Annotated in this window: 10 protein-coding genes; all 10 read right to left on the bottom strand. The window is 66.1% G+C overall.

The window, feature by feature from the left end; translation table 11 throughout:
* Positions 1-39 precede the first annotated feature (39 nt).
* Complete coding sequence (locus GOW92_RS25025) at positions 40-705, bottom strand: hypothetical protein (RefSeq protein ID WP_254453125.1); 666 nt, start codon at positions 703-705, stop codon at positions 40-42.
* Positions 702-1,181, bottom strand: a complete 480-nt coding sequence (locus GOW92_RS23045; protein WP_170565647.1) for a GIY-YIG nuclease family protein — start codon at positions 1,179-1,181, stop codon at positions 702-704. The genes GOW92_RS25025 and GOW92_RS23045 overlap by 4 nt, the downstream gene beginning before the upstream one ends.
* On the bottom strand, positions 1,178-1,606 hold the full coding sequence (locus tag GOW92_RS23040) for a hypothetical protein (RefSeq protein WP_170565644.1): 429 nt from the start codon (positions 1,604-1,606) through the stop codon (positions 1,178-1,180). Before GOW92_RS23040 ends, GOW92_RS23045 begins: the two co-directional genes overlap by 4 nt.
* A gap of 714 nt (positions 1,607-2,320) precedes the next feature.
* On the bottom strand, positions 2,321-6,487 hold the full coding sequence (locus GOW92_RS23035; RefSeq protein WP_170565641.1) for a type IV secretory system conjugative DNA transfer family protein: 4,167 nt from the start codon (positions 6,485-6,487) through the stop codon (positions 2,321-2,323).
* Positions 6,484-7,743, bottom strand: a complete 1,260-nt coding sequence (locus tag GOW92_RS23030) for a hypothetical protein (RefSeq protein WP_170565637.1) — start codon at positions 7,741-7,743, stop codon at positions 6,484-6,486. The genes GOW92_RS23035 and GOW92_RS23030 overlap by 4 nt, the downstream gene beginning before the upstream one ends.
* On the bottom strand, positions 7,730-8,683 hold the full coding sequence (locus tag GOW92_RS23025; RefSeq protein WP_170565635.1) for a hypothetical protein: 954 nt from the start codon (positions 8,681-8,683) through the stop codon (positions 7,730-7,732). Before GOW92_RS23025 ends, GOW92_RS23030 begins: the two co-directional genes overlap by 14 nt.
* Entirely contained in the window at positions 8,680-10,113 is a 1,434-nt protein-coding gene (locus GOW92_RS23020; protein WP_170565633.1) for a hypothetical protein, read from the bottom strand. Before GOW92_RS23020 ends, GOW92_RS23025 begins: the two co-directional genes overlap by 4 nt.
* Entirely contained in the window at positions 10,110-11,276 is a 1,167-nt protein-coding gene (locus GOW92_RS23015) for a TrbI/VirB10 family protein (protein WP_170565629.1), read from the bottom strand. The genes GOW92_RS23020 and GOW92_RS23015 overlap by 4 nt, the downstream gene beginning before the upstream one ends.
* Entirely contained in the window at positions 11,273-11,935 is a 663-nt protein-coding gene (locus GOW92_RS23010) for a VirB8/TrbF family protein (protein WP_170565626.1), read from the bottom strand. Before GOW92_RS23010 ends, GOW92_RS23015 begins: the two co-directional genes overlap by 4 nt.
* Positions 11,932-13,125: a type IV secretion system protein gene (locus GOW92_RS23005; RefSeq protein ID WP_170565623.1), complete on the bottom strand. Its 1,194-nt coding sequence runs from the start codon at positions 13,123-13,125 to the stop codon at positions 11,932-11,934. Before GOW92_RS23005 ends, GOW92_RS23010 begins: the two co-directional genes overlap by 4 nt.
* Positions 13,126-13,127: the final 2 nt, after the last annotated feature.

Genomic DNA, 13,127 nt, shown 5'->3' with positions numbered 1-13,127 from the left:
AAGTGCTTGTGCGGGCTTGACCCCCACCTCTCCGCCCTCTCACGGGAGGATGTCGCGCAGCAGATGCCTGTGGCGGTCGGCGTTTTTTTCCTGGTCGAGAAAGCGACCGAGTTCTTCGGTGATGAGCAGGGAGATATCCGCGCGGGTTCTGTGCCGGGCGAGTCCCCAGGCCCCGAGCAGGATGAGGCGGTGCGCGCGGTCGCGATGGCTGCTTTGCGCAATCGTCTGATCTTTCTCGCCCGTGCTGGCGGGGTCGGCAAGAAAGTCCTTGAGTAGCGCGAGGTTGCGGGCTGCTACTCCCGGATCGGGGTGATCTGCGAGGAAAGCGCGGATATCGGAAGCGATGGCGGCGTGGATTTCGGGTTTGTGGCGGCACTGGGCCACAAGAAACCCTCCCAGAAGGGCTTTCCTGCGGGCATCATCGCCGCGCTCGGTCTTGCGGATGCGACTCCGCAACCGGGCGGCGTCCTCTTCGAGCTTCACCAGGGTGGACCGAAGGCGGGGGTCGAGGCCGTTGATGGCGTTGCGGAACAGGGATAGGGTCTGGCCTGTTCTGAAACGATACCTGAAGAAGCCCGCCTTTTCGGCGGCCTGGAAGAGGCGTTTTTTTTCGCGGTCGCGGACGCGCGCAATCTCGGCGTCGATCTCGGCGAGTTTTGTTTCGGGGTCGGTGTTCTTGCGCTTGCGAGCTGGTTTCCTGGTCATGGCCGAGTTTCACTTTCCCTGGGCGTGGGTGGGTTGGGATGACGCCGGGGGCACCCGTCGAAGGTTCTGATTTCGGCCCCTGCGGGCCAGGACAGTTTGAGCTTTCCGACGCGTCTGACGACAAGCGCGGTGCGATGAAGTAGGGCGGCGATATCGTCGATGCTTTCCTGCTTGCGTAACCAGAACCATTCGGTGCCCCTGCGATCCCTTTTTCTCCTGAACACGCCGCCGCGCAGACGGCGCAGCATGGCGCGCTCGCACTGGCGGGCCAGTGGCATTGCCACGGTGAAGACGATCCGCATGTCATCGCGGCCGACCCGGTTCAGCTCCGTGCGGCGGTCTTTCGTGCGGCGTTTCGTGAAGCCAACCTTGAACAGGCCGGGGCGCTTGCCGGACCGCATGAGATAGACTGTGCCCCATCCCGGCCTGTGCCAGCGCAGCCAGGGGGTGATCCGCCATATGAACAGGGCTGTCATGGTTTCTTCTCCCGGCTCGGGCGGCGTGCTGGTCTTTCAGTGAGCCACGGCGCCCACCAACCCCGGATCTCTTGTGGTCTGACGGGGCCGAGAAAGCGGCTGTCGAGGGCGCGTCGTGTGTCGCCCTCGACGGTCAGGCTGCCGTTTTGATGGCGCGCGGCGATGCGTTTGAGGATAGCCGGGGCGTCGGGAGTGTCGGGTGAACAGAGATCCGGGTAGGTTGGGATGCCCCGATGGCGGACGCCGAGGCAGAAGCTGACATAGCTGGCGTGATCGGGTCTCGCCTTCAGGTATAGCCCGCGCGGCACCGAGGGTGTGGCGTTGCCGATGACAAACCCGGTGTGATTTGCGGCTCCGGCCCCCAGCAGCAGTCCGGTCACCAGAGCGGTAATGAGCAGGGTCCGGCGCGTCAGGGTTTCCCGCATGGCGTTCAGGGCGTTTCTGCGATTTTCCGACCGGCGTATCATGACGGAGGCCGTGCCCTGTTATTCCCCGACTTCTCAGGCGGAAGGGCCGGTGCGGACAGGGGTGCATCAACCCAGGGCGGCTGGCCGGAAGGCCGCCCCGCCAGAGTGTTGCGCAGGGTTCGGAGACGCCAGGCCAGTTGAGCATCGGCGCGTGTCTTGCACCGCCAGGCGTGGCTCTCGAAGCGGGTGGCCGGATGAGAGAGATGCCAGAACAGAAGATCCCGGAAGCGGGAAAGCCTGGACCCGTCAGAGAGTGCCTCTGGACCGGCGAGACGCTGGTTGGTCCAGGGTGCGAGGTTGAGCGGCGTGAGGGGCAGGGGCGCAGGATCGGGATGACGGGGGCCGAACCAGACGATGCGCCAGAGCCGCACTATCCGCGCTGCGCCAGCGCCGATCCGGGGATGATTTTCCAGCCAACGGGTGCAGCGGCGCCGGAGCGGGGAGGGGCCGGGGGGAAAGATCAAATGCTCCGGTGCGATACCTGCGACGGCAGCCCAGAAGACGTACGGGTTAACCAGGGGATTGGGGACAGTCATCGCGGGACGGGTGGTATCGCACCGGTCTTGCGGCGGCGCAGCCTGCGGCGGGCGAGGCGCAGGTGGAAGCTCTTCGCCTTGCATAGCCGGGCCTTTCGCGCTTTGCGCCGGCGCAGGATTTCGAGGCGCTTGCGGCTCATGTCCCACCGTCAGGGTCGGCTTCGCCTGTTGGTTGCTCATCGTCGGTCTCCCTGTTCTCTTCCATCGTCTTTCCACCCTCTTTCACGCCGGGAGATGCGGTGGGATCCGGCGCATCGGGGCCTGTCCCTTCGTCGGTCTCGTCGGGCAAATCGTCCGGACCCGGTGGATGGGCGGTCCCGAGTGCGGCCTGAACGGCGTCGATACCCTGCTCCATCAAGGTGTCGTTGAGGTCCTTTTTGCTGCCTTCGGGCTCCGGGGCTGTTGCGACACGCAAGCGGCAGCCGCGTTCCAGATGATGCGCCACTGCCTTGCGAAAGGCCTTGCCCGCCGGGCTTGAGGCGGCGTCCCGGTCCGGGACGAGAATGACGTCCCGATCAGTGGGAAGATGCGCGCTGCGCCAAAACGACACCCCGAAGACGGCCCAGCATTCATGGCCGGTTGTCTGCCAGAGGGTGAGCGCCGTTTCCGGTCCCTCCGCCACGAACAGCGGGTCGGCGGCGGTCCCGGTGCGCGCCGGGAAGCGGGCGGGACGGCCCGCGAGCATACCGAAGGATGGTTTGCCGGGCGTGACCGGCACCGCCCTGCCTGCGTCATCGAGCAGGATGCGCTGGCCTCCCGTGACGATTCCACGCTCATCGGCAGCCCAGATCAGGAGAGCGGGGTATTCGGGATTGTAGACATGCAGGCGCAGGGGCGCGGGCAATAAAGTGCCAAGCGCGGGCAGGGCTGCCAATCCGGTCTCGGGCCAGTTGGTGATGTGGCGCCCGGCGAGATAGGTTTCCGCAAGACTGCCCGCCACGGGTTGGGCAAGACCGCGCAGGGCCAGCACCAGCATGGCGGTTTCGTCGTCCTTGCGCTGTTCTTCGGCTCGCGCGGCGCTGTCGCGTTCCTCCTTGCGCTGCTTGCGCGCTTTGCGGGTTTTTGGTGTTTCTTTTGATGGCGAAAACCCGGCATAGTCCGCTGCCGCCTCCAGCACCCGCGGAAAATCCGCACCCGCATTGGGCAGGTTGCAGAGCTTGACGGCAACGAGGTCGAGGATTGTGCCGCCTTTTCCTGCGGAATGGTCATACCAGCACCCGCGTTTGGGTCCTTTCATTTGCAGGGAGAACGAGTTTCGGTCCTTTGGCCGCCAGTCACCCGATCCAGGCCGGGCGGGTTCGCCGTACCAGGCGCGGAAGAAAGCCTCGATATGGGGATCGAAGGCCTCTCGGACCTCGTTGGCATCAAGCGTGCGCCTGCGCCGGGATACCGGGTCCGGCTTACCGGTCTTTTTCCGGGTCGCTTTGGCTGTCGCGCCGCCCGTCTTGCCGGTGCCCGTCAGTGCCGGATCGGCCGACTGATCCATTCCGGCAGTTCCTGAGTCGTCAGTTGCGCCATCACGGGCGGTATCCATCGCCTGCGCGTTGTCCCCGGCCTTTCCGGCTTCGCCGGCGCGCACCCTGCCGGTTTCGCGTTCTCCGGGCGGTTCGGCTCCGACCGGCGGAACCTCGATCTGTTCGAGCCAGAGCATGTCGATCACCGCTTCGATTTCGGCATCGGACGGGTCGGCCGCCGCCGGGTTTTGGGCGGTGGCGTCGCGCGCCGCATCCCGGTCCTCTGCAACCGTGTCCGCCATCCCGGTTGCGTCCACTTCCCGATTTGCACCCGGGGCGCTGGTCCCGGGCGCCTTCCCGGTGCTGTCCGCAAGCGCGCGGGTGACGGCACCGCGCAGGTCAGGTCGCTCGCCCAATACCCCCATGATCATGGTCATCATTGCGCGGTCCTGATGCGAGAGACCGTCCGGATCGGGGGCCGGGTCGCGCGTGCGCGTCGCCGCGCCCCGGCTCGGGGTCGGTGCCCCCGCACCATGTGCTGTTGTATCGGCGATTTCCCGTTTGCTTGCGCTCTTTGCCCGTGCAGCGGCGATGCGTTTCCGGGTTTTTGCGCCGTAATCCGGGATGGGCGGGTTCTGCTGGGGAGGGGCCTCGTCGTTCAGCCCCGGCGCAGCGGCGGTGTTCAAGTGATCCATCGCATCCGGTTGCATGTCCTCCGTCGCTTCCGCATCGGGTTGCAATATCGTCTCGTCCTGTTCCCTTTCCCTGCGTCGGTTCGCAGAGCCGGGTTGCGGGTCGGGCAGGTTTTGCAGTTGCCGGTCTCTGATTTGGGACAGAACGGTATCGCGGCGGCGCGTAGCTTCCAGTTCGTTTGCGACCGCGTCGGGCGACTTGACCAGCGGGGCCATTTTTTCGCGAGTGAAGAAGATTGCCTTGGTGGCGAGAACAGGCCGGGAACGGCGGGTGAAGATGATCGACCCATGGGCGGGCAATTGTCCCAGCGTGGCCACCGACATCAGCGGCACTTCGCGGATCTGCTCCTGCTCGCTGGAGGAAACCGTGCCGCCCATCGGGGTCATGACGGGGCTGGAGGCGGAAGAGCCCTGCACCCGGGTTCTCAGTGTGCGCCGACCCAGCATGGTGACGATATCGTTGGCGGTGCGGGAGGAGCCGACGGCGCTGATCACGCGGGCCTCACAGCTGTCGAGCCAGGCGGCGGCCCCGGCCTCGCCTCCCCAGGCCTTGGTGAGCTGGCCGTAACTCTGGTAGATGAGCATCAGGTGGAGACCGATGGACCGACCGGCGTCGCGTATGTTGTTGAGTGCGTTCATTCCGCCCAGGATGCGGGCTTCGTCGATGAGGAAGAGCCGCCGTGCCCGGGGCCGGTCGGGCTGTACGGTCAATTCGCTGGCCACGTAGATGGCCCCGATCAGCAGGCGGGGAAAGGAAGAGAAGTCCTCGGCGGCCAGCGTGGGGAAGTTGATGAAGATATCGGATTTGGGTCCGAGCGCGGCGAAAAGGCTGTCCGGGCTGTCGCCGGACTGCCCGAAAGAGGCCACATCCGGAAAGCGGGTGAAGGCGAGCTTGTTGGAGATTCCCTTGACCACGCCGGGGAAGGTGCGCTCGTCGAGCAGCGCCAACCCCTCCAATTCGTCATTGATGAAGGGGAAGTTATGGCGCGCGGCGATAGATTGGGCTTCCTTGATCACGACATCCCGGTTGCGGTTGATAAAGGCCGAGATATCGCCGGCCACATTGGTGCTGTTCTCGGCGATGAAATGCCCCATCAGGGCCGCAAAGAGCATGGTGGACATTTCGTGGAAATATTCGCTGATATCGGAAGCACGGTCTGCCAGCGGCATGAGGGTGCGGGCCATGGTGAGATAGACCGAAGGCGCTTCGGGCGCGAGCGGAGCGATCATTCTGAACGGATCGAAGCCGTGCCGGGCATCAATCACCCGCGCGGTGAACCCCTTCGCCGCGCGCGCCTCGCGGGTGCGGGCATGGAGATCGCCCTTGGGATCGATCACAACCAGCGGACCATCGTAATGCAGGATGTTGGGAATGACGATCCCGGCGGTCTTGTAGCCGGCGGAAGGGGCGAGCACCACGACATGCCCGTTGCCGAGAGCGGGGTTCATGGTAATGAGGTGGCCTTTGCCCTGACCTTTCCAACTGCGCGGTTTGTCGGGGTCGAACCCAGGTGTGTCGGTCAGCGGGTCGGTATGTTCGCCCAGTACGATGCCACCGTTGTGGCTGAAGGTGTCGCGCACCTCGCGGGCGTCGGCCCAGGTGGCTTGCGGCAGGCCCCCGACGGTGCCTTCACCGGTGTCCCGGCCGATCTTCCGCAGCCAGGCGATAAAGCGCAGCCAGGACCGGGCCAGCATCATAAAGGTGATCAGCGCCATGGTCAGCATGCCGCCCAGCCGCACGAAACTGCGCAGCGGAGCCTGTTCCTGCTTTTTCAGGATCTCCACGAAATAATTCCAGAGGTTGAGATGTTCGCGCCAGAAGACTGTCCACTCCGTGCCGGTGTGCCATGGCCGGAGCCAATAGAGCGCCACAGCGGGGAGCCAGAGCAACCACCAGAAGCCGGAGCGGTGCCCCGACAGCCAGGCGGTGAGATGACCCGCGAGCGGCGGCAGCACCAGCACGGCAATCAGAGTGGCGTCGTACCAGGCCGGGTGCAGCGCGCCGCGCAGGTAGAGGCCGGCATTCTGCTGAAATCCGACCCAGGTGGCCAGCAGCAGTGCCAGGGGGATCAGCGCCGACGTGCGGATCATATGATCGGCCAGCCAGGCGCAGGCGATCCGGAGCAACCGGCCTATGCGGTGCGGGCGGCCGGTCATGGGGCATTCCTTTCCGGGCTGCGCATGAGAATTGTCCGCCCGGTCTCGGCGAAGAGCACATTTCGCCCCGCGAGTCCGGCCATGGCGATCGCGGCTTTGCGGCGCAGCTCATGCACCGGAGGCGTCCCGGGCGGGGGCAGGGGCGGCAGGTCGGGCAGGGGCCGGAAGGCGGTGTCGTTTGAAAGTACGATCACCGGGCGCGGGGTCCTGCGCCTGGACTCCGTGTCCGTCAACACCGCGCCCCAGGCCCATGGCAGGAAGGCCTCAAGGCAGATCAGCCAGTCGGTATCTTCGCCTGAACCCTGCGGGAGAGTCGGTGTAGAGCGCATCGGCCCCCAGGTGCCGGTGAGATGGGGAATACCAAGTGCAGCGTGGTGGATCACGGGTTCTGTCAGAGCTATTGGCGGTTTGGCACAGGTCTTCGTATCGAGACGCCAAACCGCGCCGCGTGTGACATCCCCATAAGGTTCCGCGACGCCGAGATAGAGTATGAGATTGCGGCTTGTGGCAGCATGGCACCAGAACGCCCGGGCTTCGCTGTCTTTCGCCGCAAAGACATTCTCGCCGAGAACAACTGTCGCGCTGTCTGGCATTTGCTCCCGGATGGCGAGCCATCGGCCGCGTTCGGTGACCGCAACGGGTGCGGGGATCTCGCGCCAGTCCGATCGCGGATGCTGTGCCGGGTTTTCCCGGATCAGCGCATGGCCCGTGGCCCAGGCGCCGAGACAGGCAATCAAGACCATGAGAAGGTTGCGTCGCCACTGAACTTTGCGCGTGGCTTCGATCAGGGCCAGGCCGGTCAGGGTGCCGAAGAGACCGGGCAGACCCAGCCCGGGCAGAAGCGTGGCAAGCGGCAGCAGCGGGGAGGCCGGGAAGACGGGGATGAGGGTGAGCAGAAGGGTGGTGGGCAGAATACCGATCTGTCCGGCGAGGAGCCCGAACAGGATGACAAACGCTGCGGCGAGGCTCCAGACCAGTTCCGGCGCGCGGACATCCAGCCCGTACAGCCCCCAGGCCGAGAGAAAGACCGGCCAGATCATGAAGCTTGTCATGGTGGTGAACCGCGCGGCCCGCGCTCCGGACCAGAGCCCGGCGACAAGCGGCAGCAGCGCCAGCGCGAAGGGCACGGCAGGCAGAAAGAAGGCGGCATAGGTGATACCGGCCCCGATCGGGAAGAACAGCAGCTGCAGACCCAGGCCGGGCGCGTCCCTGACCAGAGCACCGTATCGTCGGATCCAAGCCTCAGTCCTGCGCATAAGGATCCCTCTTCCAGGTTCGCACCGAGGGTGTGAGGGTGTTGTCGCGCCGGGCCTCGCGCAGGGCCGTGTTGATATCGCTCAGGCTCGGTATCGGCCGGGTTTCGACAGGGATGCGGCGGGCCCCGAAGGCCAGTGGCTGCGTATCGAGCGCGTGCCCGATGCGGGCCAGGGCCTTTGCCGGATCGGGGGCCTGCGGTCCGATGGTGACGGGATGGCCTGCGAGCAGGGTCAGCATAGTTTCGGGGGTGGTCAGTGCCCGGTTCCCGGCCACGCCGTGATGGGCCGAGCGGCCTTTGCCGGCACCCTGCGTCAGCGGCAGGGCGGCCCAGATGCCTGCGAGACAATTGCCATAGCGGGGGTGGTTGCGCTTTGGTCCCTTGCCTCCGCATTCCGCGATCAGCAGACGGGCGAGGCGGTCCTGGGTTTTTGCGTCGAAACGTGAGGTGCGGGCAACACCATGGCGGCGCACGAGGCGCGACAGCGTCGGGTATATGATCTGGTAGCCGCCAGCGGCGCTGGAGGGGGCACCGGACCGGCGCACGCGGAGCTGCCAGTCCAGCACCTCGCCCACGGTCATTGCGGTCAGAGGCTTTGGTGGCGGCAGCGAGATGCGGCGCTCATAATCGGCATAGCCGCGCGGAGCTTCCAGCGCCCGGATGAAGGTCAGGAGATCGGTGGTGGTGCCGACGGGCACCGCAGGTGTTGCCGGCGGGTTTTGGCCCGGTTCCGCTGCCGTGCGGGCAGCTGGCTCGAGCGCGGCGGTGGGGGTGGTCGTGATGCGGGCCTCCGGTCCCGCCTGGACCGGCGAATGCAAAAACCAGATACAGACAAGGAAAACCTTCAGGACAGGGAGACCCGCACCGGGGGCGGATTTGCGTAAGGTCAAGGGAAAGTGCAAGCGGGATTCCGGTGGTGTCCTCGTGTTTGTCCCGGTCATGCGGATGCTCCTTTGGCAATGCGTGCGATGCTGCGGGGCAGCAGCCAGATCAGCAGGCAGGCGATGATGTCGAGGAGCAGGACGGCCAGCGCAGCCACGGGAATGCTGCCCGCGGCGCGTATGTTCCAGGCGCGATCAAGCACGGTGGCGATGACCAGAAGGGTGCAAAGCAGGGCCAGCCCGGCTCCGACGAGATGACGCAGGTAGGCCTTGACCGCTCCGGTGGTTTCCCTGAGCCCGCCGAAACCCAAAACGAAAAGCCCCGCCGCGCCGATCAGGACGAGATTGAGAGACCAATAAAGAATGAAGGCGATCTGGACGGCCATGGTGACGGACAGTGCAAGGGTGACGAGATGCAGAAAGATCTGGATTGGCTTGGGATGGGTGAAGATCCCCTCGAGCAGGCTGAAGGCGAGCGCGTTGCGCCCGGCGGCGAAACTGGTGAGCGAAAACCCCTGCTCCGCGCCCTGATAACTGTCCGTCCCCACCCGCCCGGCCAGGGTGGGGGCGATGTGATCGACGGCTCCGATCAGGTCGCCGGGAAAGCGCAGGACGGCGAGGCAGAGGCAGACCGTGAGAAGACGCATGGCAAACCCGCCGAGCGACCCCGGGAGCCTGCCGGAGAAGATCCAGTGCCCCGCGCGCAGGACGAGATCGACGACGAACAACCCCAGCAGCAGGCTGGAAGCTGCGGTGGCCACAACTCCCATGACCTGGTGCGAGGCCGTGGCGATATCTTCGAGAAAGCGGTCCCAGGCGAAGCCGAAGCGTTCGCCGGCGCGAATCCGGTTCAGTTCGGGGGTGATATCGGCAACCTGGAGCGAGCCGTCGAGCACGCCCCGGAACGCGTCCGCGCCGATCAGCGCGTGATTGCCCGCGATGCCCTCATAGGCCGAGCGGCCCGCACCTGATCCGTCGATCTTCGGCAGCGCCGCCCAGACCTGCGCAATGCGGTTGGCGGTGGCGGAAGAGGTGTCTCCCGCCCGGTAGCCGGTCTCGCGCAGCAAATGCCGTCCCAGCCTGTCCTGCGTGGCCGCATCGAAGGGCGCCGAAAGCGAAACCACACCCTGATCCACCAGCCGTTGCAGGGTGGGGCGGATGATCTGGTAGCTTCCGGCCGCCGAGGAGACCGAGCCTTGCCGCACGGTCCTGCGCTGCCAGGCCAGCACCTCTTCCACGCGCAGGGTGGTGATCGGGCGGGGGGGCCTGAGCCGCACACCGCTATAGACCGTGTCATAACCGCCCGGCGCTTCCAGCCGTCGCACCAGTTCCAGCACCGTGTCTTCCGTATTGGCGTGGGCGGACGGGGTCGCGGCAAACATGAGGAGGAGGGCGGTGAGGCCGTATGCCAGAAGGCGTGCGCGGGTTTGTCCCGCCCGGATGACGGGTTTTGCACAGGCACGGATATGGGATATGCGCATCCGGATCATGGGTTGGTCCCTGGCTGTGCAGGCAATTCCATGTCTTTTTCGACCAGCACGTTCATGATGGTGCCCGCCTTCACGCGGAAGCGGGGACCGCTATCGATCAGGTGGCCCATGTAGCGTTCGGCCACACGCGAGGTGGCGTTTCCGGTGGCCCCGGCGAGGAGAGCGCCGAGATCGGTGTCTTCCTGTGTTTCGGAGCCGGTCAGAATCTGCGTGGCGTTGCCAGCGAGATCGAACAGTACTGCCGCGCCGAGGGCCGCGAGCAAGCCGGTGCTGCGCCGGCCTTTCACTCCCGCCACACCATCCGCCCCGAGCGTGGAGAAATCGCGCAGATCGACCGGTGTGCCGTCGGGCAGGCGCAGATCGGTCCAGGTCACGAATAGCCTGCGCTGCTCGCCGCGCGCGATCTCGCCATAAGTGCCGACAAGCTGCGCGCCGCGCGGGATCAGCACATGGGTGCCGGTCAGGGTATCGTAGACATCGTGGGAGACCCGGGCGCGCACCAGCCCGGGCAGGTCGGAATCGAGCGCGGTTTCCAACACCGACGGGATCACGCTGCCGCGCGCCAGCAGATGGGCAGGCGGTGCGGAGACGGCAGGGGTCCGGTCGTATGCGCCCTCGATGTCGGGTGACAACTGACCCGCCGCGCCCGCGCCGCCGCGCCCCGCATCGGAGGTGTCACTTGCTGCCCCGGTCGGTCCCCGTCCGGCCATTTTTGCCTCCTGATCCTGCCTTGCCCGGATGCGCTCGCGGATATCGGTCACCGGCGGGGTGAGCGGGCTTTCGGAGGCCAGTCGCGCCCGTTCCCGCAGCCGGGCCTCCTCGGCGGCGCGGCGTTCGAGAATGGCGCGCAGCGCCGCGCTGGCCAGCGGATCGGGCGCGGAGACCGTGGTGTCATCCGCCCCGTCGGCTGCGGGAATCTGAACGGGCTCTTCCGTCCCGTCGTTGGTCCCGCCCGGGTTCTGGCCGATTGTTCTCTGCCCGGGATCGCTTTGGTTGATTGGCGTGTCGAAGGCCAGGTCCGCATCCGGGAGGAAAGTCTGTTTTTCCAGCCCCGGCAGGTATCCCGAGAACAGCAGCCCGCCTGCTCCGCCGCCAATCAGGCCCACGAGCAGCATGATCAGCGCCGTGCGCGGCGCGCGGCGGGGCTGCGTGTCCATGCTCATTCGACTCTCCGGACGTCAAAATCCTCGATCACCATTCCCATCGGGTTGAAGAGCAGGATGCGCTCGTCTCTTATGTGCCGCTGCCCGGTCGTGAAAGTGCCCTGGTAGCGCAGCTGTTGCTGCAGCTTGCCGCTGCCGCGGTCGCGGTAGGTTTCGACCCATTCCACGATCCAGCTGCGCCCGCCCACGTGATTGACCGACATCACCTCGACATCCACGGTGCGGAACTCGGCCACCCGGAACGGGTTGGTGGCGCGATTGCCTTCCCAGGTGGCGATCTTCGTCTGCGCGGCGGAGTTGGTTTCCAGGAAATACCGGATGCGTTCGAGCCGCCCGCGCAGAACGGCGGCGTCGATGGAGACCGCGCGCCAGTCGCGCACGAAGCTTGCCAGCACGTGGCGTACCGTCTCGTCGGGCCAGTCGGTGATGGTTTTCGGGGCCAGCACCGGTTGCGGCTGGCCCAGCTCGTCCACCGCCACGATGTGGGGAACATAGCGCGATGAGACGGCGGCCCAGACCGCCAGCAGAATAGAGAGAGCGGCCAGTCCCAGAGCGGTAAAGCAGGCCCACCGCCAGCGGTCACGCTCGATCGCAAGGCTAGCATGGCGATCTTCCCAGAGGGCGCGCGCACGCGCAAAGGGATCCTCTGTTCCGCTCATGGCTCATCTCCCTTCGCACCGCCATGGCCAAGGCGGTGCGCCACCTTGCGGCCGACCGAAGCCATGACGTCCTTGTCGTGGATGGCGCGTCCCCAGTCGATGCCGCGGTCCCGGGCACCTGTGGCGGCGGCTTTTGCGATGCCCTTGCCGCCGGCCCCGGCTTTTGCGGCTCCGAGCGCGCCGGTGGCGGCACCCGCCACAGCACCCGCTGCAGCGCCCAATCCGGTTGCGACGGCGAGTTTTGCCACCCCGCCCGCCACCTTGCCGACCATCTCGGCGGCGCGGGACGAGAATTTGGCGCCCACGAGGCCTTCGAGCGTGCCCGGCAGGGTCAGGATCAGGATGGCGCTGACGATCTGGAGCGTGATCATGCCCATGGCATTGGCGAGTCCCGAGCCCGAGCGGGTGGCCAGTGCGGTGGTCATCTCGCCGGTCGCGGCCACGATGATCATCAGCCCCATCAGTTTGAATGCCTTGCCGACCAGTGAATTGACGAGGTTGAGGGCGATGCTGCGGGTCTCGGTGAGGCCTGCGAACATGAGCGTGATGAGCCCGGCCATGCCCGCGAAATAGAGCTCGGCATAGGTCACGACGAGCATGGCGACGGCGATGGCCATGACGACGATCGAGATGGCGGCGGCGATGAGATAGAACCAGGTGCCCGGAGCGATGATATTGATCTCGCCGAGCCAGTGTGCCGCGCGGGCCAGACCTTGCGTGACCATGCCGCCGGCTTCGACTTCCGCGCCGCCGGCCGCGTTCGCAACGTCCAGCGCGATACCGGCGAGCGTGTCGACGACCTGAGGCACGATAAAGGTGAAACCCCATATGCAGCAGACGAAGCCGAACTGGAAGGCGAAACCGCGCATCAGGCCCGGGATGCTTTCATTGCCGAAAATACCGCGCCCGCCACGCAGGACCAGGTCCACCACCAGCAGGCTCAGCATTGCATTGCGTGCGATCTCGCCCAGGTTGCCGCCTACGCGGTAGATGTCGTTCCTGAAGGCGAGGATGGCGTCGTCGAGCGCCTGACCGGCCCAGGTGGAGATGGCGAGATCATCCGTTGTCCCCGTGACCGGTGGCGCGGTGAGGTTGGGTTGGGCGGAGCCCGCCAAAGGCCAGACCAGGGCCAGCGCGGCGCAGCAAACGAGCAGGGCGGGGAACGGGATATGTCTCATGCCGACATACATCT

It is taken from the genome of Ruegeria atlantica (assembly GCF_013032505.1).
GTDB classification, from domain to species: domain Bacteria; phylum Pseudomonadota; class Alphaproteobacteria; order Rhodobacterales; family Rhodobacteraceae; genus Ruegeria; species Ruegeria atlantica_F.
This window is presented reverse-complemented; position numbering and strand designations above follow the sequence as displayed.